We start from the raw sequence: 26158 nt of genomic DNA, 5'->3' as shown, positions 1-26158 counted from the left end.
CGTTCGCCGGACGACGAGCTGCCGGGCTCTGCAACCGTCCTGCAACCGGTTTGCACTCGGATTCGCACCTTTGGCGTGGCTTCCTTGTTCTGTCGCAATCACGTAGGACGGGGAGGGCCTCATGACGATTCGACTCGTGACAGTCGACGGGCACACGCTGCACCGCTTCGGGCTGTCACAGCTGATGGACCAACAACAGGAGATCGAGATCATCGGCGAGGCGAGCAGCGCGGCCGCGGCGGTCGCGCTGATCGGGGAGCTGATGCCCGACGTCGTCACCGTGGACGTCAGCCTGCCCGACCGCAACGGGCTCGCGCTCGCACGCGAGCTCCGGGACCGCTTTCCGGAGCTGGGGATCGTGGTGCTGACCTCCTTCGGCGAGGACGACGTCCTGTTCCGGGCCATGGAGACGGGTGTGTCCGCGTTCGTGCCCAAGACCGCGTCGGCAGCGGAGATCGTCTGCGCCATCCGGCACGCCGGGGTCGCGGCACGGTCGTTCACGGCGACCGGGCTCGCTGACGCGCTCGTCCGGCTCCGCGACGCCCGGGACTCATCACCGCTGAGCGCCCGCGAGGCAGAAGTCCTGCGACTGCTGCACCGTGGACTGACCATCCCGCTGCTGGCCCGCACCCTGCACGTGAGCAACTCGACCGCGAAGACCTACGTCGCCCGGCTCTACGACAAGCTCGGCGTCAACAGCCGCTCCCAGGCGCTGATGGTGGCCATGGAACGGGGTCTGCTCCGGCCGCCCGCCCCTACCGGGACGGGCGGCTGGTGAGCGCTCAGCTCGGCGATCCTGTGGAAGGGGACGCTGCCGGCCTCGCCACCCACGTACGCAGCCGCGAGCCGTGCTGGTCGAGGGTGGGCGGCGCGGCGTGGTCGGACGGCGTCACCTCGGCGCCCTCGGCGAAGAACCGCAGCGGCGGTCCGGGCAGGGTGAGGTGGCCGAGGGTGGAGTGGTCGACGTCGATCAGCAGACCCTGGCTGGCGGTCTGCTCCCAGGCGTAGACCTCGTCGAGAGCGCGCACCTTGCCCGCCGGGACACCGGCCTCGGCGAGCTTGGCGAGCAGCTCCTCGGCCGGCCAGGGCGCGAACAGCCCCTCGACCAGCTCGACGACCTTCTCGCGATTGGCGGCGCGCTCGGGGTTGGTAGCCATCCCCTCCAGGTCCGGCGAGATGTCGAAGGCGGTGCAGAACCGCCGCCACAGCCCCTCGCTCCCCACCGCGATCTGCACGGTCCCGTCGGCGCAGCGGAACAGGCCGTACGGCGAGATGCTCGGGTGATGGTTGCCCTGGGCGCGGCCGACCTCGCCCGCCACGGTCCAGCGGGTGCCCTGGAAACCGTGGACGCCGACGACGGCGGAGAGCAGCGAGGTGCGTACGACGGTGCCGCGGCCGGTGCGATCCCGCTCGTGGAGAGCGGCGAGCACGCCGTAGGCGCCATACATCCCGGCCAGCAGGTCGGCGATGGGCGTGCCCACCCGCTGCGGGTCATCGGGACCCGAGCCGGTGATCGACATCAGGCCCGCCTCGCCCTGCGCGATCTGGTCGTAGCCGGAACGCCCGCCCTCGGGTCCGTCGTGGCCGAACCCGGTGATCGAGAGCACCACGAGGCGCGGGTTGCGGGCCTGGAGCTCGTCGATGCCGAGCCCGAGCCGGTCCAGGACGCCGGTGCGGAAGTTCTCGACGAGCACGTCGGCCCGGTCGACCAGCCGCAGGAGCACGTCCTTGTCGTCGGGGTCCTTGAGATCGAGCGTGATCGACTCCTTGTTGCGGTTGGCGGAGAGGAAGTACGTCGCCTCCCGCTGTCCCTCCTCCCCCACGAACGGCGGGCCCCAGCCCCGGGTGTCGTCGCCGTGCCCGGGCGCCTCCACCTTGATGACCCGGGCGCCGAGGTCGCCCATCATCATCGCGGCGTGGGGCCCGGCCAGGGCGCGGGAGAGGTCGAGCACGACGACGTCGTCGAGCGGTCCACGCATGCGCGTCACCAGCCCGGGAGGACCATGGTGGCCCAGACCAGGAGGGGACCGACGAGCACCACGATGACGCTGTAGCCGAGGATCTGCTTGTAGTAGCGCTCCTCGGTGATGCTCTCGGGCCGGTTGGCCAGCATGAGCGCGCCGTTCGTGGAGAACGGGCTCACGTCGACGATGGTCGAGGAGATCGCCAGCGCGGCCACGAACATGGCTGCCGAGATGCCGCCCTCGGCGATCAGCGGCACCGCGATCGGGATGATGATCGGGAGCAGCGCCGTGGAGGAGGCGAACGCGGAGACCACGCCGCCGACGTAGCAGAGGATGAGCGCGCCGATCGCCGCGACGCCCAGGCCGGCGGCCCAGCCGCCCACGAACTCCGGCGATCCGGCGGTGTTCAGGATCGTGGCGTACGTCGAGACGCCGGCGACCAGGAGCACGGTCGGCCAGGCGATCTGGCGGATGGCGTCCTTGTGCTGGCTCGGCGAGAGCGCCGCGAGGACGGTCGCTGCGGTGATCGAGGCGAAGCCGATGTTCTTGTCGAAGAACAGCGCGATGGCTGCCACGATCACGAAGGCGGCCAGGGTCAGGACCTGCTCGGTGCGGATGCCGGGCTTGGTGCCCGTCGGGGCGACGGTGCCGTAGCCGCGGGCCGGGACGGTCACGCCGCCCTCGTTCAGGTCACCCGGTACGCCGGCGGCGGCGTTGGCCGCCTCGTCGGGGTCGAGCCGCATGTTCATCAGCGCACGTCCACCGAGGGCGAAGAAGAGGATCGTCGCCATGATCAGGTTGACCACCAGGCTGGTCAGGAAGACCGTCATCTCGCTGGCGGGCAGGCCGTTGTCGACCATGACCGAGTTGGTGATCGTGCCGTAGATGCTGATCGGCGAGAAGCCGCCGCCCTGGGCGCCGTGCACGACGAACATGCCCATCATCAGCGGGTTGATCTTGTAGCGACCCGCGAAGCCGAGCGCGACCGGTCCGATGATCGCGCAGGCCGCCGGGCTGGCGGCTCCCATGGCGGTCAGCAGGGCGGTCACCGCGAACATCACCCACGGGATGAGCGCGACTCTTCCTCCGACCGCGCGGACGGCACTACTGACGATCAGGTCGACCGTTCCGTTGTTCCTGGCGATCGCGAACAGATAGGTGACACCTATCAGCGTCAGGATCAGGTCGGCACTGACGCCGGCGAGGATCTCCTTCTCGTCGAGGTTCAGCGCGAACATCCCGACCAGCCACGCCGCGACGTACGCCAGAGCTCCCATGTTGATCGGCAACAACGTGCCGGCCACGAACAAGGCGACCAACGCGATGATCGCCACCCATTCCGGTCCCATCGGACTTCCCTTCTGTTTGGCCCCCATCTGGCACCGGTGTGACTCGCATCACCATCGGCTCAGTGGCCTAGCCAATAGGACAATCCGGAGAACGTCAATACCCAACAACCGACTTGCCCAGAACGAAACGACTCCGTACTATCTTTTGAAACGAAACCGTACCGTTTCATCGACGAACGATTTGCGAGGTGCCCGATGTCCCCCACCCGAGCCGCCCAGGCCGCCGCTGAGGCGCAGTCCCGCCCGCGCATCGAGGGCGAGCGGGAGCAGGAGATCTTCGACGCGACGATCGACATCCTGACCGAGCTGGGCTACGACCGGCTCACGATGGACGCCGTCGCCGGGCAGGCCAAGGCCTCCAAGGCGACGCTCTACCGCCGGTGGAACGGCAAGGCGCAGCTCGTCATCGACGCGCTCACCTCCGAGAAGGAGCCGTGGACGGTTCCCGACACCGGCGACCTCCGCGAGGACCTGTTGGGCGCGTTCTGCGGCATGGGCGGTCTCACCGACCAGCGCCAGATCGCGATCTTCGGCAGCGTCGTCACCGCGATCTCCCGTGACGCCGAGTTCGCCGAGGCGTTCCGGCGCGGCGTCGTCGGCCCGAAGAAGGCCATCGCGACCGAGATGTTCCGCCGCGCGCAGGAGCGCGGCGAGATCCGCGACGACCTCGATCTCGAGCTGATCTCCTCCGCCCTCCCGGGCGTCGTCCTGCACCACACCTTCCTCCTCGGGGAGCCGCCGACGACCGAGCTGATCGCCAAAGTGGTCGACCAGCTGATCCTCCCTGCCGTGACCCGCGGCTGACTCCACCCCACACACGAAGGAATCCAACTCATGACCAACACCGAATCCCTCGGCGCCGAGGGGACGATCTCCTCGACCGCGCCGCCGGAGCAGGAGAAGGCCAAGGTTCCGCACGCCGGTCTCGCCCTCGTGCTCATCCTGACCGCACAGCTGATGGTGGTGCTCGACTCGACCATCGCCAACATCGCGTTGCCCTACATCGGTAGCGACCTCGACATCTCCCAGGCCAACCTGACCTGGATCGTCACCGGCTACGCGCTCGCCTTCGGCGGCCTGCTGCTTCTCGGCGGCCGTCTCGGTGACCTCTACGGGCGGCGCCGTCTCTTCATGAGCGGTCTCACCCTCTTCGCGATCGGCTCTCTCCTCGGTGGGCTCGCCCAGAACGAGGCGTTGCTGCTGGGCTCGCGGGGCCTCCAGGGCGTCGGCGCCGCGCTCGCCGCGCCGGCCGCGCTCGCGCTGATCACCACGACGTTCCCCGCCGGTCCTCAGCGCAACCGCGCGATGGCGGCCTACGCGACCATGTCGGGCATCGGTGCCGCCATCGGCCTGATCCTCGGCGGCTGGCTCACCGGCCTCGACCAGCCCCTGGGCGTCGACGGCTGGCGGCTCACCTTCCTGATCAACGTCCCGATCGGCCTGCTCGCCGCGCTGGCCGCGCCGCGGGTCCTCCGGGAGTCCGAGAGGCACACCGGCTGGCTGGACATCCCCGGCGCCATCACCGGTACGCTCGGCCTGCTCGGCATCGTGTTCGGGCTCTCCCGCGGTGGCCAGGAGGCCTACGGCTGGGACCACGCCCAGACCATCACCTCGCTCGCCGCGGGCGTCGCGCTCCTCGTCGCCTTCGTCGTCATCGAGTCGCGGGTCGACCACCCGCTGCTCCCGATGCGGATCTTCGCCAACCGCACCCGGGCCACGAGCTTCGTGGCGATGATGATCGCCCCGGCCGCGATGTTCGCGATGTTCTTCTACCTGAGCCTGTTCGTGCAGCAGATCAAGGGCCTCAGCCCGCTCGAGGCCGGCTTCTCGTTCCTGCCGTTCTCGTTCGGCATCGTGATCGGCGCGGGCGTGTCGTCCAACCTGGTGGCCCGGATCCCTCCGCGCTACCTCTCAGGCACCGGCACCCTGCTCGCGGCGATCTCGCTGTTCATGTTCTCGCGGATCGACGTCGACGACAGCCCCTCGGCGGTCCTCGCGGCGCTCGGCGCCGGCAACCCCCTCGGCGCTGACGTGAACTACTGGACCAGCCTGTTCCCGTACATCCTCCTGATGGCGATCGGCATGGGCATGGTGTTCGTGCCGCTCACCCTGACCGCGGTGCACAACGTGCGGACCGAGGACTCGGGCATCGGCTCCGGCGTCCTCAACACGATGCAGCAGGTCGGCGGGGCGCTCGGCCTGGCGGTGCTGAGCACGGTGGCACTCCAGTTCAGCAACAACCGTGGTGACGACATCGCCGCTCCGCTGCACGAGGGCATCACCAAGTCCGGGATGGACCCCAACGCGTTGATCCCGGGCAGCGACCTGTCCTTCTTCCAGGGCGCGCTGTTCCAGGGCACCTTCACCTCCGGCGCCCACGCAGCGTTCCTGGTCGGCTCCATGATGATGCTCGCGGCCTCCGCGGTCATCTGGATCTTCCTCGACGTCAAGCACACCGAGCTGGCGACGGACGGGCCGGAAGGCGGCGTGCACGTGGGCTGACCGGCCCCGTACCGCACGACGACCGACGTGGCGGCTCCCCTACCCGGGGGCCGCCACGTCGCAGATGTGACACGTCCCACAGGCCAGGCGATGGCCTAGCCAATAGGACAATCGGACGAACGTCCATACGCTGTAGCCATGAGTGAGTCCGCGCGTTTTCCACGTCCGCTGCAGCGAACCCGCCTGTATGAGCAGGTTGCGGAGCAGATCACGGCCTGGATCGCGGAGAAGGACCTGAAGGCCGGCGACCGGTTGCCGCCCGAGAGACAGCTCGCGACCAGCCTCGGGGTGAGTCGGGCGACCCTGAGCCAGGCCCTCGTCGCGCTCGAGGTGATCGGCGTCGTCGCGGTCCGGCACGGCGACGGGACGGTGCTGACCGACAAGCCCAGGGCCGAGCGCATCACCGATGCGATCCGGGCGCACGCGGAGCGGATCCCCGACGTCATCGAGGCCCGCGACGCGCTGGAGACCAAGATCGCCGCGCTGGCGGCCCAGCGGCGTACGCAGGAGGACCTGGATCGCATCGATGCGGCGCTGAAGGCGATGAAGGCCGACATCGAGGGCGGTGGCCGCGGTGTCCAGGGTGACGAGCTCTTCCACCGGGCGGTCACCGAGGCCGCCCACTCCCCCCTGCTCGAGCAGATGATGACCGAGATCAGCGAGCTGATCCGCGAGACCCGCATCGAGTCGCTCTCCCAGCCCGACCGGCCCAAGACCTCGCTCGCCGGCCACCAGAAGATCGCCGACGCGATCGCCTCGGGCGACGCCCAGGCCGCCGCGGCCGCGATGCACGGTCACGTCATGCTGGTCAGCGACGTCGCCCTGCTCCGCGACTGATGACGTGGGTCGACCAGCTCGCGGTGCTCGCCGCGGGGCTGGGTGCGGGCATCCTCACCTCCACCGTCGGCGTCGCCTCGCTGCTCAGCTTCCCCGTCCTGGTCGCCGTCGGTCTCCCGCCGGTGGTGGCCAACACCTCCAACACGGTCGGGATGACGCCGGCCGGACTGAGCGGCTCCTTCGGCTACCGGCGTGAGCTGGCCGAACATCCGGGCGTGACCGCTGCCGTGCTGATGACGGCGGCCGGAGGCGGCATCGCCGGCTCGCTGCTCCTGCTGTGGCTGCCGGGATCGGTCTTCGAGGCGGTCGTCCCCTGGCTGATCCTGGGCACCTGCGTACTCGTGGGGGTCCAGCCGCGGCTGAGCCGGTTCCTGCGCCAGCACGCCACCGACGACGAGCCGCGGGTGCGGATCTCGGGGCTCACCACGGTCTTCGCGACGCTGACCGGCGTCTACGGCGGCTACTTCGGCGCCGGGTCCGGTGTGATGATGATGGCCGTGCTCGGGCTCGGCACCGACCTGGAGTTCCGCACGGTCAACGCGCTCAAGACGTTCGCGGTGATGGCCTCCAACGTGGTCGCGACCGTGATCTTCCTGGCCATCGCCGACCTCGACTGGCGGGCCGTCGGACTGCTCGCCACAGGCTCGGTCGTCGGCGGGTACGTCGGGGCCCACATCGGTCGGCGGCTGCCGGCCACTGTCCTGCGCTCGCTGATCGTCGTCGTCGGGATCGGCGCGGCGACGCTCATGCTCGTGCGCTGAGGTCAGAACGGCGGTGGTGCCCTCCAGCGCGCGCCGGTCGAGCGACCACTGTCCCGCGGACTCACCGATACTGACCGGACGCGTCAGAGCACCGCGAGGCGGTCGACCAGCAGCTCCAGCCTCTGCTCGGCATCCTCGGGCAGCAGTCGCCTCGACCGGGTCAGGGTCGCGATCCCGTGCAGGGAGGCCCAGAAGACCTCGGTGAACGCCTCCGGGCCGACGCCGTCACCGGCGACCTCGCTCAGAGTCTCCATCAGTGCGGCGAAGGCGTCCTTCAGCTGCTCCGGGGTGTCCTCCTGTGCGTACGCCAGGCCCCCGTCGAGCTGGAACAGGGCGTCGTAGACCGCCGGGTTGCGGTCGGCGAAGTCGAGATAGGCGTGAGCAAGAGCGGCGACGCGCTCGCGCGGCGTGTCGGCGACCGCAGTGGCCGCTCGCATCGCCACGGCCATCTCGGAGGCACCCTCGAGCGCAACGGCGCCGATGATCTCGCGCTTGCCGCGGAAGTGGCTGTAGAGGACGGGCTGGCTGTATTCGATCCGCTCGGCGAGCCGGCGCGTGGTCACCGCGTCCCAGCCCTGCTGCTCGGCGAGCTCACGGGCCGTGGCCACGATGAGTCGCTCACGATCCGCCCGCTCGCGCTGCTTGCGCTCCTGTACCGACATGACACGAATCCTAGCATTGCTAGACATTCGAGCGGCAGCATCGCTATCGTTGATTCATTCTCTAGCACTGCTAGATCCTCACGCTTCAAGGAGCAGAACCATGTCGCTGAAGACCATCAACACCATCCTCGCCACCGCCGTCACGCTGTTCGCCTTCTACCTCGGGTTCTCCTTCATCCTGAGTCCCGAGGCGACGGCTCCCGGCATCGGCCTGCCGACCTGGCCCGAGGGCGACGGCGGCGGCTTCCTGGTCATGAAGGGCATCCGCGAGCTGTCGATGGGCCTGATGACCGGGATCCTGCTGGTGACGGGCCATCGCCGCGCCCTCGGCCTGGTCCTGCTGATGGAGGCCGTCGCCCCGTTCGGCGACATGATCAACGTGCTGACTCACCACGGCACCGTCGCCGCCGCACTGGGCATCCACGGGTTCACCGCGGTGCTGATCGCGATCAGCGGCCTGCTGATCCTCTGGGAGACCCGCAAGCCCGCTGACGTCTCCGTCCAAGTCTCCGACGGGCTGGCTGTTTGATACGCGGTGCATCGATCGACTCGGCGCGACAGAGGGCGTCGGCGATGCGACTCGGTCGGCGTTCAGACTCCAGATCTGCGATCGCGTACCGATCCATCTCCGGTGGACGATGTGGAGGTTCGGTCAGGTAGGTCTGTTGCTGGTGAACGAAGATTCGTTCACCAGCAACAGACCTACCTATGTGAGACGGGGCAAGCCCGGCCGCTGCCTCAATAGGGCGCGACCCACTGACGAAGCCGGCGCGCCGGCGGCGAGATCCGGGCGATGCAGATGAAGCTCTCATAACGCCCTTGCGCCCGGAAGACGCGCTACGGACATTGCGTGGTCGGAAGGCTGCGCGTCAACTGCCGCCCACTCTTCGATGGGCACACCGGACCATCCCGGAGTCTCCTGCCGCACATCGATGAGGCCAACACAGAAGGACAGGATTCGGACGGGGTTCGCAAGTACCTCAACGGCAGCCAAGATCAACATCATCCCCAGCCCGACCACAACTGAGCCCAAGACCGATGCCGAACGAGGAAGCCAGTCATCGAGGACCTCTTCGAACAGCTCGTCATATGGGCGCTCGTCATCCTCGTGTGCAGTGATAACGACGGCAACGGCAGCCAACAGAGCTAGAACCAGAACCAGAACGAGCGGTCGCCACGCCAGACCGGCGAGAGTCACCGCCGCATGCTGAAGCCGAGTAAGCATGCCGTAGATCGAGGTGGGATGGGCCTCAAGGCTCACCAGGGTGATCAGCCAGAACGTAACGACGGCCGGGCGATAACGCTGTGCGACAAGCTCGATGCAGTAGTCGACACCATTCCACCCCCTAGCGAAGGCGGCACAAATCGGCAGGGCGGTCAGGACAAGAATGGATACGAGTGCGAGATTGTTGGGGTGAACAAGAATGATCAACTGTCGCACCTCGTCCACCTGTGACCCGAGCCCCGAAATCCACGGAGTTCTAGCGAGTGCCGTCGTCGGTCGTTCGGTGAACCAGACAGCGGCGATACATAACGTCGAAGTGGGCCATCCGAGCCACGAATACAGAGACCCCAATATCCGGACCGGGTCTTTAAGGAATTCCACAAGCGGGGCAATCATCGATGATCCAGGCATCTCAACACTCCGGTCGACAGTGATTCCTGACCAATCGAGGGTGACGGACAGATCGCCCGATGTGGCGGCAGACACGCAAGGATCACTCGAACAAGTGTTCGTTCTTAGCGAACATCATTCAAAGTCCGAGCATCTTGTGGTTGGATCCCTCTCGCGCCGTCAGCGGAAGGCGGACTCCCCCGTGAGCGCCTGGCCGATGATGAGCTGGTGGACCTCGCTGGTGCCCTCGTACGTCAGGACCGACTCGAGGTTGTTGGCGTGGCGCAGGATCGGGTATTCGAGCGTGACACCGGCGGCCGCGAGGATCGTGCGGCACTCGCGGGCGATGGCGATGGCCTCGCGGACGTTGTTGAGCTTGCCGAGCGAGATCTGCTCGGAACGGAGAGTGCCCTCGTCCTTCAGGCGCCCCAGGTGCAACGCCAGGAGCATCGCCTTGCCGAGCTCGAGGGTCATGTCGGCGAGCTTGGTCTGGGTGATCTGGTAGCCGGCGAGCGGCTTGTCGTAGATCTCGCGGGAGGCGGCGTACGCGATGGCCGACTCGAGGCAGTCCCGGGCCGCGCCGACGGCGCCGAAGACGATCCCGAAGCGGGCCTCGTTGAGGCAGGACAGCGGGCCCTTGAGGCCCCTGACCTCAGGGAACGCTGCCGAGGCCGGGAGCCGGACCGAGTCCAGGACGATCTCGCCGGTGACCGAGGCGCGCAGCGAGAGCTTCTGCTTGATCACCGGGGCAGAGAACCCCGGGGTGTCGGTGGGGACCACGAACCCGCGGATCCCCTTGCCGTTCTCGCCCTCGTCGGTCTGGGCCCATACGACCGCGACGTCGGCGACCGGCGCGTTGGTGATCCACATCTTGGTGCCGGAGAGGATCCAGTCGCCCGAGGCGTCACGCCGTGCCCGCGTACGCATCCCTGCCGGGTTGGAGCCGAAGTCGGGCTCGGTGAGCCCGAAGCAGCCCACCGCCTCGCCCGCGGCCATCCGCGGCAGCCACTCCTGCTTCTGCTCCTCGCTCCCCCACTTCCAGATCGCGAACATCGCCAGCGACCCCTGCACCGAGACCAGCGATCGGATGCCAGAGTCGGCGGCCTCGAGCTCCAGGCAGGCCAGCCCGTACGCCGTGGCGCTGGTGCCCGCGCAGCCGTAGCCCTCCAGGTGCATGCCGAGGACGCCGAGCCTGCCGAGCTCGGGAGCCAGCTCCTTGACCGGCACCGAGCCCGCCTCGAACCAGTCGGCCAGGTGCGGCTTGATCTCCTTCTCCGCGAAGGACCTCACCGTGTCGCGGATCGCACGGTCCTCATCGCCGATGAGGGCCTCGGTGCCGAAGAGCTCGAGCGGGGTCTGGGGCATGGGGAGTCTCCTTGGGGATCGATCGGGGGCCGCGACCGATTGTGTCACCCGTCACGCAGGCTCGTTTGAACCGTTCGCCGCAGCACTCCGTAGTGGAGGTGAAGGCCGGCATCGGGTCGGCCTCGAGGCGAGAGGAAGCGGCGTGCGGACACGTACGAAAGCAGCAGTCGGGGTCGGTGCGGCAGTGGTCGTGGTCGGAGGCGTCGCGGCGATCTTCGGGCCGGGTTGGTACGCGGACCGCGCCGAGGAGGCAGCGGCTGACGAGCCCAGCCTCAGCGCCTCGGCAGCACCCGCCGCGGGCACAGACAGCAGCGGAACCTGGACCGTCTCCGACGGCTCCTTCGCCGGCTACCGTGTCGACGAGGTGCTGCAGGGCGAGGACGTCACCGTCACCGGCCGCACCGAGGACGTGACCGGGCAGGTCACCATCGCCGAGGGTGAGGTCACCGAGGCGAGCATCGAGGTGAAGGTGGCCACGATCGCCACCGACTCCGACCGCCGCGACGACTACTTCCGGGGCAGCGCGATCGAGGCCGAGCGGTTTCCGACCGCCACCTTCGAGCTGACCGAGCCCGCCGCCCTCGCCGAGGGCGCCACCGACGTCGAGCTGGTCGGCGACCTCACCGTGCACGGTGAGACCAGGCCGGTGACCGTGGACGCCGAGGTCGGCGGCGACGGCGCCAGCGCCCTCCAGGTCGTCGGGAGCGTGCCGATCACCTTCGCCGACTTCGGCGTCGAGGCCCCGAACCTCGGCTTCGTGAGCGTCGAGGACACCGGCAGCGTCGAGTTCTCGCTCGACCTGGTCAAGGGCTGACCGGGGCTCTGGGATCCTGGGTTCGTGCGGGGAGGTGACATGGGCGCGGAGGACGAGCTTCTCGTAGCGGTGCACGACGCCCACTCCGAGGCGCTCTACCGCTACGTCGTGCGCCGCATCGGCGACGCCGAGGAGGCCCGTGACGTGGTGCAGGAGACGCTGCTGCGCGCGTGGCGCAACCCGGCGGTGCTACAGCGGCCCGACGAGGGCGTACGCGCGTGGCTGTTCACCACGGCCCGCAACCTGGTCATCGACGACCTGCGCAGCGCCCGCCGGAAGCGCGAGTACGCCGCGGAGTCACCACCCGAGGGGACGCGGGCCGACGAGACCCAGGCCGTGCTCGACTCCTGGGTGGTGGCCGATGCCCTGCTCGCCCTCTCCCCCGACCACCGGGCGGTGGTGGTCGGGGCCTACTACGGCGGCCGGTCGGTCGCCGAGCTCGCCCGCGAGCTCGACATCCCGCCAGGAACGGTCAAGTCTCGGTTGCACTACGGTCTGCGAGCCCTGCGTCTCGCCCTGCAAGAGAAGGGGGTCACCTCATGAACGACCATCTGGATGCCTCCGGACACGAGACGTTCGCCGACTGGGACGCGTCCTACGTGCTGGGCGCACTGAGCCCGAGCGACCGTCGTGCCTACGAGCGGCATCTGGCCGGCTGCGGTCAGTGTCGCGAGGCCGTGGCCGAGCTGGCCGGCATGCCCGGTCTCCTCGGCGCACTCTCACGGGAGGAGGCCGAGGAGCTCCTGGAGGAAACCGCCGCCGAGGTCCCCGCGCCCCCGCTGGCCGAGCTGGCCGGGGCCGTACGCAGGTCGCGACGGCGCCGCCGGGCGTTCGCGGTCGCGGCCGCCGTCGTCCTGCTCGCCGGCGGCACCGCGATCGGTGGCCTGGCGATCGGTCGCGACGGTGGCCGGCAGCCGGTCGCCGACCCCTCGGCCCCGGTCACCCCGACCGGCTCGTCGGCCGCCAACGTACGCACCGTCGACCTGCGTCCGGTGGGCAGCATCGACATGTGGGCGCAGCTCGTCGTCACCCCGACCTCCTGGGGCACCAAGCTGACGTGGAGCTGCCACTACCCGCCCAGGCCGGGGCAGAGCGCGCCGGCGCAGTCCGATAGTCCGGTCCAGCCGGTGACGTACGACCTGGTGCTGGTCGGCCGCGACGGTGACCGCACCGTCGCCGGGTCGTGGACGTGGTCGGGCGGGGAGACGCTCGGGCTCGACGCCTCCTCCGCGGTGCCGATCGGCGACGTCGAGCGTGTCGAGATCACCCTCGTCGGCGACGACACCGCGGTCGCGGCCGCCTCGCTGACCTGAGCCCTCAGGTCCTACAGTCCCAGCTCGGAGACGGTCTTCTCCCGCATCTCGACCTTGCGGACCTTGCCGGTCACGGTCATCGGGAACTCCTCGACGACCAGGACGTAGCGCGGGATCTTGTAGTGGGCGAGCTTGCCGGTGGCGTACGCCTTCAGGGTCTCGGCCGTCATCGGCTCGGCGCCGGGGCGCAGCCGGACCCAGGCGCATAGCTCCTCGCCGTACTTCTCGTCGGGGACGCCGATCACCTGGACGTCCTCGATGTCGGGGTGGGTGTAGAGGAACTCCTCGATCTCGCGGGGGTAGATGTTCTCGCCGCCGCGGATGACCATGTCCTTGATGCGGCCGACGATATTGCAGTAGCCGTCGGGGTTCATCACGGCGAGGTCGCCGGTGTGCATCCAGCCCTCCTCGTCGATCGCCGCCCGCGTCTTCTCCTCGTCGGCCCAGTAGCCGAGCATCACCGAGTAGCCGCGGGTCTGGAACTCGCCGGCCTCGCCCCGGGGCAGCACCTCGCCCGAGGCGGGGTCGACGACGCGCACCTCGACGTGCGGGTGCACCCGACCGACGGTGGCCGTGCGGTGCTCGAGGTCGTCGTCGCGCCTGGTCTGGGTCGAGACCGGTGAGGTCTCGGTCATGCCGTAGGCGATCGAGACCTCGCTCATGTGCATCTCGTTGACGCACCGCTTCATCACCTCGACAGGGCACGGGCTGCCCGCCATGATCCCGGTCCGCAGCGTGCTCAGGTCGAACGTGGCGAAGTCGGGGTGATTCTGCATCGCGATGAACATGGTGGGTACGCCGTAGACGGCCGTGCAGCGTTCGTCCTGGACCGCCGCCAAGGTGGCCGCCGGGTCGAACGCCGGGCCCGGGATGACCATCGTGGCCCCGTGGGTGATGCAGCCCAGGTTGCCCATCACCATCCCGAAGCAGTGGTAGAACGGCACCGGGATCGCCAGCCGGTCGTGCTCGGTGAAGCCGATCGTCTCGGTGGTGAAGTAGCCGTTGTTGAGGATGTTGCGGTGGCTCAGCGTCGCGCCCTTGGGATAGCCGGTGGTGCCCGAGGTGTACTGGATGTTGATCGGGTCCTCGGGGCTCAGCTCGTAGCTGACGTGGTCGGTCAGCCGCTCGCCGGCGCCGGCCTCGAGGAGCGCGGTCCACTCCGGGTCGCCGATGAAGACGGTCCGCTCGAGGTCGGAGCAGTCGCCGCTGACCGCGGCCACCATCGCGCGGTAGTCGGACGTCTTGAACTCCTGGGCGGAGATCAGCAGCTTGATGCCCGACTGGGTCAGGGCGTACGCCAGCTCGTGAGTGCGGTAGGCCGGGTTGATGTTGACCAGGATCGCGCCGATCTTCGCGGTCGCCACCTGGGTCAGCGTCCACTCCGCGCAGTTGGGCGCCCAGATCCCGACCCGGTCGCCCTTGCCGATCCCGGCCTTGCGGAGCCCGACGGCCAGCGCGTCGACGTCGCGGTTCATCTCGGCGTACGTCCAGCGTCTGCCGGAACTCACCTCGACCAGCGCCTCCCGGTCTCCGAATCTGGCGACGGTGCGGTCGAAGCTCGCACCGATGGTCTCCTCCAGCAGCGGGGTGGTGGTCTCTCCGGCAGCGTAGGAATCCGTCATGAGCCCAGTGTGACCTGAGTCACGGGTGGGTTCAACGGGCCTGCTGAGGCCTCAGTCCTTCGCGATCAGCTCCGCGGCGCGCTCGCCGATCAGGATCGCGGGCGCGTTGGTGTGGCCGCGCACGATCCTGGGCATCACCGAGGCGTCGGCGACCCGGAGCCCTTCGACGCCGCGTACGCGGAGGTGGGGGTCGACCACGCTGGCCTCGTCCGTGCCCATCCGGCAGGTGCCGGTGGGGTGGTAGAGGGTGTGCGCGTGACGAGCCAGGAGGGCGTCGGCGACCTCTTCCGCGGACGAGTCCACGGGCACGTCGGGGCGCAGGAACTTGCCGAGGAAGGGTTTGAGCGCGGGCTGCGACGCGATGTCCAGCGCGGCCCGGACGCCCTCGACCATCGCCGCCCGGTCCCTGCCCTCGGGGTCGGAGAGGTAGCGCGGGTCGATGACCGCCTTGTCCGAGGGGTCCTTGGAGGCGAGCGTGATCCGGCCGCGACTGGCCGGGTCGACCAGGATCGGGCCGGCGACGACGGCCTCGCCGGCGAACGGCACCAGGCCCTCCTCGAAGAAGCCGACCGGCGCGAAGATCATCTCGATGTCGGGCGCGTCCAGGTCGGGGCGCGAGCGCAGGAAGCCGTAGGCCTCGCCGACGTTGGAGGTGAGCATCCCGCGCCGGCGCAGCAGGTAGTTGCCGAGGTGACGGAGCGACTCGGCGGTCGCCAGCGAGCCCTGCTCGACCTCCCAGCCGATCCCGGCGACGAGGTGGTCGGTGAGGTTCTCCCCCACCTCCCGCGCATCGTGGAGGACGTCGATGCCGAGGTCCTTCAGCTGGGCGGCCGGACCGATCCCGGAGAGCATCAGCAGCTGCGGGGTGTTGATCGCACCGCCGCAGAGGATCACCTCGCGCCGGGCGCTGATCGTCGTCCGCCGGCCGTCGACGACGGCGTCGACCCCGGTCGCGCGGCGGCCGTCGAAGGTCACCCGGGACACCTGGGCGCCGGTGACCACGTTCAGGTTGGCGCGCCTGGCGGCGGGCTTGAGGTAGGCCGCGGCCGTGCTCCACCGGGCGCCTCGGCGCTGGGTGACCATGGTCTCGACGTACGCCTCGGGGTTGGGGCCGTTGGCCCGGCCGCGCGGGTAACCCGCCTGCTCGGCGGCCTGGAGGAAGGACTCGGTGTAGGGCCGGGGGCTCCGCTGCCGCTCGACGCGGACCGGGCCACCGGTGCCGTCCAGGGCGGTGGCGTCCTCGACGTCCTCGAGCTCTGCGTACGTCTGCTTGACGACGTCCCAGCCCCACTCAGGCCCGGCGGCCGCGCCCCACTCCTCGTAGTCGCCCTGGAGACCCTTGACCCACATCATCGCGTTCATCGAGGACGAGCCGCCGAGCATCCGCCCGCGGGGCCAGTAGATCCGTCGGCCCCCGAGCTCGGGCTGCGGCTCGGTGAAGTAGTCCCAGTCGTGCTCGGTCTGGAAGAGCTTCGAGAACGCCGCCGGGATGTGGATGTTCATGCTCTTGTCGCGCGGTCCGGCCTCCAGCAGCGTCACCCGGACGCTCGGGTCCTCGCTGAGTCTCGCCGCGAGCACGGCGCCCGACGATCCGGCCCCCACCACCACGTAGTCGCTGGTCAGTTCCTGGCTCATACCGGATCTCCTTCGTCAACGATGACGGGCTCCAGCAGGCTACCGCCAAGGACGCCGGGTTGGAGAGAGGTCGTGCGAGTACGATGCGGGCCGGTGCCCCGAATGCCGCCACGCTGCCCGAGCTTCGCAGCACTCACCGCAACGGGATCGGTGCCGCAGAGCTCGTCGTGATCTTCGTGCGGATCGCACCCAGCTGTTCGATCTCGATGAGCACCTCATCGTCTGGCCGGAGCCAGGGGTACGCCGCCTCACCGTGGGTCAGGCTCAGCTCCAGGATGCATCCGGTGCCGACCGTACCGCTGCCGATGATGTCCCCCGGGCGGAGATGGGTTCCCCGCGAGGCGTAGGCGAGCATCTCCCCGAAGGACCAGTACAGATCCGACCAGTTCCCGGAGCTGTACACCCGGCCGTTGACGGCGACGTTCATGCGGAGATCGAAGCCGCGCCCCTTTCGGAAGGGCTCCAGTTCGTCGGGCGTGACGAGGTACGCGCCGAGGCTGGTGGCGGTGTCCTTGCCCTTGGCCGGACCCAGCCCGACCTCCATCTCGGTTGTCTGGAGGTCGCGGGCGCTCCAGTCGCAGAAGATGACGTATCCGGCGATATGGTCCTCGGCGGTTTCGGGGTGGAGATCCGCGCCGGATCGTCCGATGACCGCCGCGACCTCGAGCTCGTAGTCGAAGCGTGCCGTACCCGGGGCCATCGGCACCATGTCCCGCGGTCCCAGGATCGCCGCCGGGTTCGTGAAGTAGAAGACCGGCTGGTCGTACCAGACGGGGCTGACTTCGGTGTCGAGCGCGGCATAGGAGGTCACCACGTGGTTCTCGAACGCCATGAAGTCCCGGACCGAGGGTGGCCGCGGGATCGGGGCGAGCAGGTCGGCGTCCTCTGCGGCGCATCGCTCCCATGGCCGGGCCATCGCCCGGTCGGCCCACCCGTGCAATGGGACGTCGCTGTTGAGCAGGTCGATCAGCGGTCGATCGAGCGCCAGCAGCTCCCCCTCCACGAGGAGCGCCGAGTGGACGGCTTGGTCGGTACGGCTCAGGTAGTTGGTCCAGCGCATGGTTACTCCATCCAGATCAGGCGTAGCAGGTGAGGGGACGGCCGCCGTTGTAGGCGACCATGTCGGCGAGGGCCGCGCGCTCGTCAATGGCAGCACCGGGTTCGGCCCCGGCGTCCTCGGCATAGGCGCGGTGCAGGTTCCCGACGATGCGCTCTGCGTCGAGCAGGTTGGCGTACGTGCCGAGGTCGACGCTCCTCGCAGCCTCGAGCGGCGTGACTCCGGCTTCGCGCGCCTCGGCCGCAACCCCCTGAACGAAACGTAGGTACGACGACACCTCGTCGATGACCTCGGAGCCGCACACCGGCCCGTGGCCCGGGACGATCGTCTCCGCACCGAGAGCCGCGATCCGGTCCAGCGCGTCGAGTGTGCCCGCGATCGATCCCTGCAGCATGAACGGTGTGCCGCCGTTGAACAGGAGGTCACCGGTGAAGAGGACCCCGCGGTCGGGGATCCATACGACGGAGTCGTTGTTGGTGTGCGCGGGCGTTCCGACATACATGACTTCGCACGCAGTGTCATCGAGGTACAGCGTGACGCGATCCTTGAAGGTGAGGGTGGGTGGTGCGAGCTCGACCGGTCCCCAGTCCACGTCGGTCCAGTACGGCGCCGAGCTGGGGGTGCCCCAGTTCCGCATGGCAGCGCGCATGTTGTCGTGTCCGACGATCGTGGCGCCCGAGAAGAGGTAGTTTCCGAATGTGTGATCGCCGTGATGATGGGTGTTGACCAGCGTGCGGATCGGGCGATCGGTCTCCCGAGCCATCGCGTCGAGGAAGGCGCGGGTGCGGTCGGTCGTTGAGCACGAGTCGATGCTCACGACACCGTCGGTGGCGACCAGGAAGCCGGTGTTGTTGATCCACCAGCTGCCGTCAGGCTGGACGTAGGCGAACACTCCCTCGGCCACCTCCGTGGCCCGGCGGGGCGGGGCGATACGTCGAGCCTCTGTATGCGGGGTCATACCTGCACCTCTCGTGGTGTGAGGGACGTCATGGATACGGGTGGGCGATCACCAAGGTAGGGATCGAGATACCATGAAGGGAAACGATTCTCATCGATGTGATCCATCGATGAAGATGATGATCCGATTCGCGACCCGTAGGCGTGACATGAGCGAGCTGCAGAAGACCGACCTCAACCTGCTCGTGGCTTTCGACGCGCTGATGGCCGAGCGGAACGTGACCCGAGCAGCCGAACGAATGCACGTGGGTCAACCCGCCATGAGCGCTTCCCTGGCTCGACTGCGCAAGCTCTTCAACGACCCGCTCCTCGTGCGCGAGGGACGCGCTCTGGTTCCGACGCCCGTCGCCGAGTCCCTCGTCACGCCCGTCCGCCAGGCATTGAGCATCGTTGAAGGCGCCCTCGGAACCCGCACCAGTTTCGATCCGGCCGAGGAGTCGCGCACGTTCACGATCCTGGCCAGCGACTACGTACTCGTCGTCATGCTGCGCGAACTCTTGAACACTCTGCGAAAGGAGGCGCCGGGCGTGCGCATCAACGTACGACCGATCGGCGCCGACTACGTGGACCAGCTCCGCCGAGGACTGATCGACCTGTTCATCGTTCCTCGAGAGCTCGAACGATCGGGAGTGCGGTTGCTGTCAGAGGACCTGTTCACCGATCGGCTTGTCTGCGCCGTCGACGCCGACAACGAGGTCGTCGGTGAGTCCATGACGATGCATCAGTTCGAGTCCCTGCCCTACCTCGCGTTTGTCGGGGACGAGATGACCACGGCGGCCCAGAGCCAGCTCCGCGCACAGGGGGTGGACCGGCCGATCGATGTCGCAACCCAAAGTTTCGTGGTTGCTCCGCTGCTGCTCCGCGGCAGTTCCTTCTTCAGCGTGATTCACGAACGACTGGGTCGCACGCTCGGCCGACAGAACGGTCTTCGACTACTGGAGTCACCTGTGCCGTTCACCCCGATCACCGAGGCGATGTTCTGGGCAGTTCGCCATGCCGACAGCCCCGCCCACCAATGGTTGCGCGACCGCCTCCGCGAAGCCGCAGCCGCTCTGAGATGAGCGGCGAACCCCTCGTGCGAGGCCAGCAGCGCGCCGGAGTCAGGCCGTCGACGTCGCCCGCGTGCCGATCCCTCTGACGACGACATCGACGAGCCGCGCAAGGTAGTCGTCGTCGATCGGCTCATGCGTGAGGATGGCGCGGAAGTGCAGCGGTGCCACGAGCAACTGCAGGACGAAGCTGGCATCGGCTGATCCCTGAAGCTCACCCCGCTCCTCCGCGTGCCGAACCATGACTTCGACAAGCGCGAGGCGGGACTCCCAGAACCGCGCCCGGGCGCTGCCGGCGGCGGTGTTGTCAGCAGCAAGGATCAGCGCTTTGTCCACTGCGTGGCCGAGTGGCCCCGACAGGTACTCCGCCAGCGACGTGGCATAGGCGAGCAGGTCATCGCGCAGGCTCCCCGTATCGGGCACAGGCAGGTGCTCGTCCATCTCGCCGAGCAGGGCGTCCAGGACGAGGTTGTCCCGGCTGCCCCAGCGTCGGTAGATCGAGGACTCGTTGACATCTGCGGCAGCCGCGACGGCAGCCACCGTCACGGCATCGATTCCGCCGCTTCTGACGGCTTCCATCACGGCCTCCACCACCGCCGCCCGGACACGCGCCGAGCGGCCACCGGGACGTCGCTGCCTGGACATACCTCAACACTAATGCATGCAGCCTTGCTTTTGGAAAGTGACGCGGGTCATACTCACTAACGCAATTCGACTGGCTTTAGCAAGGAGAGAGTCATGCCAGAGCAGCAGCACCCGACCCCGTCACCCGACAGCAACGAGGACGGTCGCATCCGGCAGCGCAGCGAGACCGTGGACGGCATGCGGATCGACTGGGACGTGGCCGTGCCCATGCCCGACGGAGCCCACCTGCGCGCCGATGTCTTCCGTCCCGACGACGAGAGGCAGCACCCGGTCCTCCTGTGCTTCGGCCCCTACGGCAAGGGCCTGCCGTTCCAGGAGGGTTACGCCCCCATGTGGAACCGGTTGGCCAGCACCTACCCGTCCGCCCTGGCCGGGTCGACGAACCGCTACCAGGTCTGGGAGACGCCCGATCCGGAGAAGTGGGTCCCCGACGGGTACGTCGTGATCCGCGCCGACTCGAGGGGAGCGGGACGGACCGCCGGCGTCCTCGACCTGCTCGGCGAGCAGGAGATCAGGGACTATCACGACCTCATCGAGTGGGCAGGCACCCAGCCCTGGTCCACCGGTCGGGTCGGCCTGCTCGGAATCTCCTACTACGGCGTCAACCAGTGGCTTGTCGCAGCTACGCAGCCACCCCACCTCACTGCGATCTGCCCCTGGGAGGGGTTCGTCGACTTCTACCGCGAGTTCGCCCGCCATGGAGGCATCGCGAGCAACTTCGGCGAGGCTTGGGTCGACCATCAGATCTATGGCGTCCAGCACGGAGTCGGCGAGCGAGGCAAGCGCAACCCCAACACCGGCGAACTCGTGAGCGGACCCCCCACGCTCGAGGATGAGGAGCTTCTCGCCAACCGCGTGGACACGATCGGTGAGGTGCTTCGGCGGGAGCTGCTCGACGACTTCCACACGGAGCGCACCCCAGACTTGTCCCGCATCACGGTGCCAGTGCTCTCGGCCGCGAACTGGGCCCACCACCTGCACACGCGCGGCAACTTCGAGGGATACCTGGGCGTGTCTTCGGAGCAGAAGTGGCTGGAGGTGCATGGCTACGAGCACTACACCGAGTTCTACACCGACTACGGCCTAGCGCTGCAGAAGCGCTTCTTCGGTCACTTCCTCAAGGACCTGGACACCGGGTGGGACGAGCAGCCACCGGTCCGCCTCAACGTCCGACACGTCGACGGCACGTTCGAGGTGCGAAACGAGCAGGAATGGCCCCTTGCGCGGACCGAGTGGACCCGGCTGTATCTTGACGCGGCCACGGGCACCCTCGGCGAGAGCGAGCCCGAAGCACACTCCATCGAGTTCGACGCCCGCGGCCCCGGAGTCGACTTCTGGACCAGCACCCTGACAGAGCCCTTGGAGATCACCGGCCCTTCCTCTGCCCGGATCCGGCTCTCGTCCTCGACGACCGACGCCGACGTCGTCGTGACGCTCCGCGTCCAGGACCAGGAAGGTCGCGACGTCTCCCTTGTCTCCGCGATCGACGCGCACGGCGTCCTGGGCGTCGGGTGGCAGCGCGCCTCGCACCGTGAGATCGACCCCGAGCGAAGCCTGCCGCACCGCCCCTGGCACCCGCACGTTCGGTCCCTACCTCTTGTGCCAGGGCAGGCCGTGGACCTCGACGTGGAGATCTGGCCGACCTCGATCGTCATCCCTGTCGGCTATCGGTTCGGCGTCACCGTGTCAGGACTGGACTTCCAGATGCCCGGTGACGGCCCGTGGCCAGTGCTCTACGGCATCCAGCAACGCGGCAACGGGGTCTTCACCCACGATGTCCCCTCCGATCACCCACTTGACGTCTTCGGCGGTCAGACCACGCTCCACACCGGGCTCGGAACCAACGCCTCTCTCCTGCTGCCCGTCATCCCGAGCAGGTGATCTGCACAGGAAGGCGCCCAGGGCACACGCCACCGGCGCTCGCTTGCCGATACATCGCCCTGTTCGTCGGCTCGGCCCCCAACCTGTCGGCCGCGACCATCAACCGGTTCACGAGCGGTGGACGCGCACCGCTCGACTGGCGTCGAGACAGTGACGTTCGGCTCTTCTCCTCGGCGACGCCCCCTCCTAGCATCGAAGGCAAGGAGGAGTCGAAGTTCGTCAAGGAGGGATGGCATGCCTCCACACTGTGACTCAATGGATGGCCCCGTCGTCACTGCGGCTCGCCAGGCGCTGGAAGTGGCTGACGTGGACCTTGTCTTGCCGTTCGTGCCCGCCGAAGCGGAAGCCGAGGTCCGCGCTGCCTACGACCGCGTGATGCCGATTCGCGACACCGGTCCGCAGGTTCGCGAGACCGCCGAACTGTGGTTCTTCGAGACCGTGGTGCGCCTGCACCGCGCCGGCGAGGGCGCCCCATACACCGGTCTGAGGCCGGCCGGACTGTCGGTCGGCCCCGTGATCCCCCTGGCCGAGCGCGCCATCGAATCCGGATCGAGCGAACAGTTGGGTGACTACCTGACCAACGTTCTGCGCGACGAACTCGAGCGCCGCCTCGACGCTGTGCGCGACCTGGCCGTACACCGCGCCCGGTCCATGGAGGATGAACGACGCTACGTGCAGGCCATGCTCGGTTACGAGGTGTACAGCCACCACCTCTACGGCGCAATGCGCGCCACCGATCACCACGAGGCGGGCGCGCACACTCACGCGGAGTAGGGGCAACGGGACAGCACGACGGTCCTCGCCGGCCGGCTCTCAGTCGGCGAGGAACGCGCCCAGAGCGTAGGCAGGATGGCGGTCGAGGTTGTGACGGCCGCGGTCGTAGCGGCGGGTGGTGCGCGGGTCGGCGTGGCCGGCGGCGTCCTGGACGTCCTCAAGGGGTACGCCGGCCTCGCGGGCCAGGGTGACGAAGGTGTGGCGGAGGCTGTGCGGGGAGAGCTTGTCGCCGTGCTCGATGCCGGCGGAGGCGCCCAGCCTGCGGATCAGCCGGAAGGCCTCGGAGCGGTGCCAGCGGTTGCCGGTGCTGGTGACGAAGACCGGTCCGTCGGCTCGCGCGTCGAGGTAGGCGTCGAGCGCCTGGGAGGTGGCCGGGTTGAGCACGACGTCGCGACGGGCACCGCCCTTGCGGGTGATCGTCAGGATGCGGTGGCCCCGGGAGTGACTGAGGTCGGTGACGTCGGCGCCCAGCGCCTCGGAGATGCGCAGGCCGTCGTGGAGCAGGAGCGTCACCAGTGCCGCCGCGCGGGCAGAGTGCTCGCGCGCGGCGGCGAGGAAGGCCCGCGCCTCTCCCCTGTCCATCCCCAGGGTCTGGGAGTCGTTGCTGGTCCTGGGGCGCTTGACGTGCTCGGCCGGTGACGCGCTCAGGACGTCCTCGGCGACGCCGTAACGGTAGAATCCGGCGATCGCCGAGAGGCGTCGGGCGATCGTCGCGGGGCTCCGCCGCGTCTCGAGGTGGCGGGCATAGCCGTCGACCATCGCCCGGTTGGCGGCCAGCGGGTCGATCTCCAGGGCCGCGCACCAGCCGAACCAGTCGGCGAGGTCTCGTCCGTACGCGGCGCGGGTGTGTCCTGCGTAGGAGAGCAGGAACCTCCGGGCGAGCGCCTCGGCCCTCTTCTCCTGGGGCAGCTCGTTCAGGTCGTCGAGGAACAGCTCTCTGACGGATTCCGTCACCTCGAGGGCTGTGGTGGTGGTCTGCGGGCTGTGCTCGATCGCGCTCACAAGCACACATCATAATGCCGGTTATGTTGTGCGTCTTCTCGGGATCTCATCTGAGCGGTATTTAGTATTCGTTTCGTGTTTCGTCACGCTATGATGACGGAATGACGGAAACAATCGTGGCCGACGAGAAGCTCTGCCGATTCCCTGGCTGCCCCCTGCCGGCGGCAGCCTCGGAGAGCGGGAGCGGCCGGCCGCCGGAGTACTGCGACGACCCGACCCACAACCGAGCCGCCGCCTGGCGCGAGCGGAAGCGGCTGCAGCGACTCGTGGAGGAACGGTCGCCCGAAGAGTCCGCGCGACCGGTGCAGGCCGCCCAGCAGCGGGCCGCGGAGATCACCACGCAGCTGACCCAGCTCGCCGACCGGTTCCTCGACCAGCTCCCGAAGGCGCTCGACGAGCTGCGTACGCTCGGCGACCTGACCGCTGCCGAGGCCCAGATCGCCACCGTGCAGAGCGAGGCCCAGGAGCAGATCGCCGCGGCGAGCGCCCGGGCCGTGCGGGCCGAACAGGCGCAGCGTACGGCCGAGGCGGAGCGCGACGAGGCCGATGCTGCCGCCGCGGAGGCGCTGGAGGAGTCGGAGCGCTCGGCCGCCGTCCTGCGGGAGGCGCTCGCCGCCACCAGCGCGGCAGAGGAGGCTCGCCAGGCCGCCCAGGCGGCGCGGGAGAGGGCCGAGTCCGAGGCGGCGACAGCAGCCGAGACGGCCGCGACGACGATCGCCACGCTCGAGAAGCAGCTGGCGGAGATGACGTCCGCGCATGCGACCGTGACTGACGACCTCGAGAGGCTTCGGGCCGAGCACGCCTCGGCCGTGCAGCGCCGGCGGAGCGAGACGGCGCGCGCCGACCACGCCGAGAAGGCGACGGCGCGCCTGCAGGAGCAGCTGATCGCCGAGAAGAAGGCGTCCGAGAAGGCAGCGGCGAGCGCGGAGGCGACGAGCACGGCCCTGCGTACGCAGCGCGACGCCGCCCGGGAGCAGATCGAAGCGCTTCGCGACCAGGTGGCGGACCTGCGCGGGAGCGAGGCGGCGGCGAAGGCGGATCGCGATGCCACCCGTGCCGAGCTGGAGCGTGAGCGGGCCCACGCGAGCGAGCGGCTCGAGGATCTGCGGGCTGCCCACCGGGCCCAGGTGGCACAGCTGGTGGAGCAGATCGAGCGGCGTACGTCGTCACCCGATGTTCCCGCAGAGGGATCGTGACACGCGGGACCCCCATTTGGAGGTGAACGGACGACATCCGCTACTGTTCTTCTCGCAAGCGGACGTAGCTCAGTTGGTAGAGCGCAACCTTGCCAAGGTTGAGGTCGCGAGTTCGAGCCTCGTCGTCCGCTCCACTGCGAGGGCCGCCCGATCGGGTGGCCCTCGGTCAATTTCCCGTGGCGAAACCAGCATCTTGCCGTGACTGCTCTAGGATTTCACTGCTCTGGGATATCTGAGGCAGACAATCGAAGGACCGTGCGTGGGGGGCGTTGAGTGAGCGGAAAGTTCATCGACGCCTATGCCGTGCTCGAGATCGGTCCGGACGCGGACGACGCGGCCGTGCGAGCGCGCCATCGTGAGCTCGCCAAACAGTTCCACCCCGACCGTGGCGGCCGTGCCGCCGACGGCGAGCTGATGATGCGCATCAACCGGGCGCGCGACGTGCTTCTCGACCCCGTCGCCCGGGCGACCCTGGACGAGGAGCTCGCCCGGCGCCGCCGTGAGGGCCCTCCCCCGGGGGCGCCGGGGAGCGTGCCGGAGCCCGCTCCCGGCACGCCGCCGCTCAGCCGCGACCGACGCTGGCGGGCCGCGTGGGGCAGCGCGCCTGGGTCGACCACCCCGCCGGCCGGCAGCAGCTTGCCCGGCTCCGTGCCGCCGGCCCCCGCTCGGGTGCGGCCCTCAGCCAACCGGCTGCGTCAGGCAACGCGCCAGGCCCGAGCCGCGAACTCGGTGCCGTCGTCCCGACAGCGGCCTGCGGCGCCGAAGCCTCCGCCCACGGTGACGGAGACGCCGCGCCCTCAGCCGGCTGCCCCGCAGCCCGCGAAGCCCCGGCCAGTGGCTGCACAGCCGGTGAGTCCGCAGCCTGTCCCGCCGCAACAAGCGGCTCCTCCGCAGCCCTCACCGGCGGCCGAGAAGCCGGCCCACGCCTGGTCGCTCTACGCCGCGCCGCTCGACGGGGTCTCGGTCGCGTCGCTGATCGCCAGCGTGCTGATGTGCGGCCCGCTCGGGTTCATCCTCGGCATCATCGGCCTGGCTCGTACGGCCGACGACAAGCGTCGCGGCCGCTGGGCCGCGGTCACCGGCATCGCCATCAGCAGCCTGACCATCCTGGTCGCGATCGGCTACGTCATGCAGGCGATGTCCTCGCCCGCGCCCTGA

At 68.9% G+C, this 26158-nt stretch carries 25 protein-coding genes and 1 tRNA gene; 15 read left to right on the top strand and 11 right to left on the bottom strand.

Annotated features, from left to right (window positions below; translation table 11 throughout):
* The first annotated feature begins 121 nt into the window (after window positions 1-121).
* Window positions 122-778, top strand: coding sequence for a response regulator (locus ACIA03_RS05360; protein WP_396980016.1), 657 nt, complete (start codon window positions 122-124; stop codon window positions 776-778).
* A 4-nt stretch (window positions 779-782) separates the two neighbouring features.
* Here the strand turns inward: ACIA03_RS05360 and ACIA03_RS05355 are convergent, their stop codons facing one another.
* Together ACIA03_RS05355 and ACIA03_RS05350 are read right to left on the bottom strand one after the other, a co-directional pair.
* Window positions 783-1979 (bottom strand): CaiB/BaiF CoA transferase family protein, encoded by a 1197-nt coding sequence (locus ACIA03_RS05355; RefSeq protein ID WP_396980014.1) that lies wholly within the window; start codon window positions 1977-1979, stop codon window positions 783-785.
* Between the two features lie 5 nt (window positions 1980-1984).
* The gene (locus ACIA03_RS05350; RefSeq protein WP_396980012.1) at window positions 1985-3313 is read right to left on the bottom strand and encodes an SLC13 family permease; all 1329 of its coding nucleotides are present in this window, start codon (window positions 3311-3313) and stop codon (window positions 1985-1987) included.
* A gap of 195 nt (window positions 3314-3508) precedes the next feature.
* On the opposite strand from ACIA03_RS05350, the gene ACIA03_RS05345 reads away from it, so the two are divergent.
* The 4 genes from ACIA03_RS05345 to ACIA03_RS05330 all read left to right on the top strand — a co-directional run bounded on the left by ACIA03_RS05345 (window position 3509) and on the right by ACIA03_RS05330 (window position 7413).
* Complete coding sequence (locus ACIA03_RS05345) at window positions 3509-4117, top strand: TetR/AcrR family transcriptional regulator (RefSeq protein ID WP_396980010.1); 609 nt, start codon at window positions 3509-3511, stop codon at window positions 4115-4117.
* 30 nt (window positions 4118-4147) lie between these two features.
* Complete coding sequence (locus ACIA03_RS05340) at window positions 4148-5815, top strand: MFS transporter (protein WP_396980008.1); 1668 nt, start codon at window positions 4148-4150, stop codon at window positions 5813-5815.
* 138 nt (window positions 5816-5953) lie between these two features.
* A complete protein-coding gene (locus tag ACIA03_RS05335; protein ID WP_396980006.1) occupies window positions 5954-6652 on the top strand; it encodes a FadR/GntR family transcriptional regulator in 699 nt (232 codons plus the stop codon).
* Window positions 6652-7413: a sulfite exporter TauE/SafE family protein gene (locus tag ACIA03_RS05330; RefSeq protein WP_396980004.1), complete on the top strand. Its 762-nt coding sequence runs from the start codon at window positions 6652-6654 to the stop codon at window positions 7411-7413. Before ACIA03_RS05335 ends, ACIA03_RS05330 begins: the two co-directional genes overlap by 1 nt.
* Before the next feature lie 83 nt (window positions 7414-7496).
* On the opposite strand, the gene ACIA03_RS05325 is transcribed toward ACIA03_RS05330, so the two are convergent.
* Window positions 7497-8075: a TetR/AcrR family transcriptional regulator gene (locus tag ACIA03_RS05325; protein WP_396980002.1), complete on the bottom strand. Its 579-nt coding sequence runs from the start codon at window positions 8073-8075 to the stop codon at window positions 7497-7499.
* 100 nt (window positions 8076-8175) lie between these two features.
* Here ACIA03_RS05325 and ACIA03_RS05320 point away from each other — a divergent pair, with 100 nt between their 5' ends.
* Window positions 8176-8604, top strand: coding sequence for a DUF4267 domain-containing protein (locus ACIA03_RS05320; RefSeq protein ID WP_396980000.1), 429 nt, complete (start codon window positions 8176-8178; stop codon window positions 8602-8604).
* A 279-nt stretch (window positions 8605-8883) separates the two neighbouring features.
* Here the strand turns inward: ACIA03_RS05320 and ACIA03_RS05315 are convergent, their stop codons facing one another.
* Both ACIA03_RS05315 and ACIA03_RS05310 read right to left on the bottom strand, forming a co-directional pair.
* Entirely contained in the window at window positions 8884-9786 is a 903-nt protein-coding gene (locus tag ACIA03_RS05315) for a hypothetical protein (RefSeq protein ID WP_396979998.1), read from the bottom strand.
* Between the two features lie 84 nt (window positions 9787-9870).
* A complete protein-coding gene (locus tag ACIA03_RS05310) occupies window positions 9871-11055 on the bottom strand; it encodes an acyl-CoA dehydrogenase family protein (protein WP_396979996.1) in 1185 nt (394 codons plus the stop codon).
* Between the two features lie 142 nt (window positions 11056-11197).
* On the opposite strand from ACIA03_RS05310, the gene ACIA03_RS05305 reads away from it, so the two are divergent.
* The 3 genes from ACIA03_RS05305 to ACIA03_RS05295 are packed head-to-tail and all read left to right on the top strand — an operon-like array spanning window position 11198 to window position 13182.
* Window positions 11198-11869, top strand: a complete 672-nt coding sequence (locus ACIA03_RS05305) for a YceI family protein (RefSeq protein ID WP_396979994.1) — start codon at window positions 11198-11200, stop codon at window positions 11867-11869.
* Window positions 11870-11893: 24 nt separating this feature from the next.
* Entirely contained in the window at window positions 11894-12412 is a 519-nt protein-coding gene (locus tag ACIA03_RS05300; protein ID WP_396979992.1) for a sigma-70 family RNA polymerase sigma factor, read from the top strand.
* Window positions 12409-13182 (top strand): anti-sigma factor family protein, encoded by a 774-nt coding sequence (locus ACIA03_RS05295; RefSeq protein WP_396979990.1) that lies wholly within the window; start codon window positions 12409-12411, stop codon window positions 13180-13182. The genes ACIA03_RS05300 and ACIA03_RS05295 overlap by 4 nt, the downstream gene beginning before the upstream one ends.
* Window positions 13183-13193: 11 nt before the next feature.
* Here the strand turns inward: ACIA03_RS05295 and ACIA03_RS05290 are convergent, their stop codons facing one another.
* The 4 genes from ACIA03_RS05290 to ACIA03_RS05275 form a co-directional block, all read right to left on the bottom strand.
* The gene (locus tag ACIA03_RS05290; RefSeq protein ID WP_396979988.1) at window positions 13194-14804 is read right to left on the bottom strand and encodes an AMP-binding protein; all 1611 of its coding nucleotides are present in this window, start codon (window positions 14802-14804) and stop codon (window positions 13194-13196) included.
* Window positions 14805-14855: 51 nt separating this feature from the next.
* On the bottom strand, window positions 14856-16439 hold the full coding sequence (locus ACIA03_RS05285) for a GMC family oxidoreductase (RefSeq protein WP_396979986.1): 1584 nt from the start codon (window positions 16437-16439) through the stop codon (window positions 14856-14858).
* 133 nt (window positions 16440-16572) lie between these two features.
* The gene (locus ACIA03_RS05280) at window positions 16573-17499 is read right to left on the bottom strand and encodes a fumarylacetoacetate hydrolase family protein (RefSeq protein ID WP_396979984.1); all 927 of its coding nucleotides are present in this window, start codon (window positions 17497-17499) and stop codon (window positions 16573-16575) included.
* 16 nt (window positions 17500-17515) lie between these two features.
* Entirely contained in the window at window positions 17516-18454 is a 939-nt protein-coding gene (locus tag ACIA03_RS05275; RefSeq protein WP_396979982.1) for an MBL fold metallo-hydrolase, read from the bottom strand.
* 148 nt (window positions 18455-18602) lie between these two features.
* Here ACIA03_RS05275 and ACIA03_RS05270 point away from each other — a divergent pair, with 148 nt between their 5' ends.
* Window positions 18603-19514, top strand: coding sequence for a LysR family transcriptional regulator (locus ACIA03_RS05270; RefSeq protein ID WP_396979980.1), 912 nt, complete (start codon window positions 18603-18605; stop codon window positions 19512-19514).
* Window positions 19515-19553: 39 nt separating this feature from the next.
* Here ACIA03_RS05270 and ACIA03_RS05265 read toward each other — a convergent pair whose 3' ends face one another.
* Window positions 19554-20147, bottom strand: a complete 594-nt coding sequence (locus ACIA03_RS05265) for a TetR-like C-terminal domain-containing protein (protein WP_396979978.1) — start codon at window positions 20145-20147, stop codon at window positions 19554-19556.
* Between the two features lie 93 nt (window positions 20148-20240).
* On the opposite strand from ACIA03_RS05265, the gene ACIA03_RS05260 reads away from it, so the two are divergent.
* Both ACIA03_RS05260 and ACIA03_RS05255 read left to right on the top strand, forming a co-directional pair.
* Window positions 20241-22028 (top strand): CocE/NonD family hydrolase, encoded by a 1788-nt coding sequence (locus tag ACIA03_RS05260; protein WP_396979976.1) that lies wholly within the window; start codon window positions 20241-20243, stop codon window positions 22026-22028.
* A 255-nt stretch (window positions 22029-22283) separates the two neighbouring features.
* Window positions 22284-22802, top strand: a complete 519-nt coding sequence (locus ACIA03_RS05255) for a DUF6448 family protein (RefSeq protein ID WP_396979974.1) — start codon at window positions 22284-22286, stop codon at window positions 22800-22802.
* Window positions 22803-22841: 39 nt separating this feature from the next.
* Here ACIA03_RS05255 and ACIA03_RS05250 read toward each other — a convergent pair whose 3' ends face one another.
* The gene (locus tag ACIA03_RS05250) at window positions 22842-23804 is read right to left on the bottom strand and encodes a tyrosine-type recombinase/integrase (RefSeq protein ID WP_396979972.1); all 963 of its coding nucleotides are present in this window, start codon (window positions 23802-23804) and stop codon (window positions 22842-22844) included.
* 101 nt (window positions 23805-23905) lie between these two features.
* On the opposite strand from ACIA03_RS05250, the gene ACIA03_RS05245 reads away from it, so the two are divergent.
* The 3 genes from ACIA03_RS05245 (at window position 23906) to ACIA03_RS05235 (ending at window position 26158) form a co-directional block, all read left to right on the top strand.
* Entirely contained in the window at window positions 23906-25000 is a 1095-nt protein-coding gene (locus tag ACIA03_RS05245; protein WP_396979970.1) for a hypothetical protein, read from the top strand.
* A 58-nt stretch (window positions 25001-25058) separates the two neighbouring features.
* Window positions 25059-25134, top strand: a tRNA-Gly gene (locus tag ACIA03_RS05240).
* A 139-nt stretch (window positions 25135-25273) separates the two neighbouring features.
* Entirely contained in the window at window positions 25274-26158 is an 885-nt protein-coding gene (locus ACIA03_RS05235) for a DnaJ domain-containing protein (protein WP_396979968.1), read from the top strand.

It is taken from the genome of Nocardioides sp. NPDC051685 (assembly GCF_044453405.1).
Lineage (GTDB): Bacteria > Actinomycetota > Actinomycetes > Propionibacteriales > Nocardioidaceae > Nocardioides.
Note: the sequence above shows the minus strand (reverse complement) of the source record. Positions and strands in the feature narration are given on the sequence as shown.

Coding starts and splice junctions, on each gene's coding strand:
- ACIA03_RS05355 (WP_396980014.1), bottom strand. CDS start 1,979: ATGCGTGGACCGCTCGACGACGTCGTCGTGCTCGACCTCTCCCGCGCC.
- ACIA03_RS05310 (WP_396979996.1), bottom strand. CDS start 11,055: ATGCCCCAGACCCCGCTCGAGCTCTTCGGCACCGAGGCCCTCATCGGC.
- ACIA03_RS05260 (WP_396979976.1), top strand. CDS start 20,241: ATGCCAGAGCAGCAGCACCCGACCCCGTCACCCGACAGCAACGAGGAC.
- ACIA03_RS05290 (WP_396979988.1), bottom strand. CDS start 14,804: ATGACGGATTCCTACGCTGCCGGAGAGACCACCACCCCGCTGCTGGAG.
- ACIA03_RS05320 (WP_396980000.1), top strand. CDS start 8,176: ATGTCGCTGAAGACCATCAACACCATCCTCGCCACCGCCGTCACGCTG.
- ACIA03_RS05350 (WP_396980012.1), bottom strand. CDS start 3,313: ATGGGACCGGAATGGGTGGCGATCATCGCGTTGGTCGCCTTGTTCGTG.
- ACIA03_RS05285 (WP_396979986.1), bottom strand. CDS start 16,439: ATGAGCCAGGAACTGACCAGCGACTACGTGGTGGTGGGGGCCGGATCG.
- ACIA03_RS05330 (WP_396980004.1), top strand. CDS start 6,652: ATGACGTGGGTCGACCAGCTCGCGGTGCTCGCCGCGGGGCTGGGTGCG.
- ACIA03_RS05360 (WP_396980016.1), top strand. CDS start 122: ATGACGATTCGACTCGTGACAGTCGACGGGCACACGCTGCACCGCTTC.
- ACIA03_RS05275 (WP_396979982.1), bottom strand. CDS start 18,454: ATGACCCCGCATACAGAGGCTCGACGTATCGCCCCGCCCCGCCGGGCC.
- ACIA03_RS05335 (WP_396980006.1), top strand. CDS start 5,954: ATGAGTGAGTCCGCGCGTTTTCCACGTCCGCTGCAGCGAACCCGCCTG.
- ACIA03_RS05295 (WP_396979990.1), top strand. CDS start 12,409: ATGAACGACCATCTGGATGCCTCCGGACACGAGACGTTCGCCGACTGG.
- ACIA03_RS05270 (WP_396979980.1), top strand. CDS start 18,603: ATGAGCGAGCTGCAGAAGACCGACCTCAACCTGCTCGTGGCTTTCGAC.
- ACIA03_RS05245 (WP_396979970.1), top strand. CDS start 23,906: ATGACGGAAACAATCGTGGCCGACGAGAAGCTCTGCCGATTCCCTGGC.
- ACIA03_RS05255 (WP_396979974.1), top strand. CDS start 22,284: ATGGATGGCCCCGTCGTCACTGCGGCTCGCCAGGCGCTGGAAGTGGCT.
- ACIA03_RS05340 (WP_396980008.1), top strand. CDS start 4,148: ATGACCAACACCGAATCCCTCGGCGCCGAGGGGACGATCTCCTCGACC.
- ACIA03_RS05325 (WP_396980002.1), bottom strand. CDS start 8,075: ATGTCGGTACAGGAGCGCAAGCAGCGCGAGCGGGCGGATCGTGAGCGA.
- ACIA03_RS05265 (WP_396979978.1), bottom strand. CDS start 20,147: ATGTCCAGGCAGCGACGTCCCGGTGGCCGCTCGGCGCGTGTCCGGGCG.
- ACIA03_RS05345 (WP_396980010.1), top strand. CDS start 3,509: ATGTCCCCCACCCGAGCCGCCCAGGCCGCCGCTGAGGCGCAGTCCCGC.
- ACIA03_RS05280 (WP_396979984.1), bottom strand. CDS start 17,499: ATGCGCTGGACCAACTACCTGAGCCGTACCGACCAAGCCGTCCACTCG.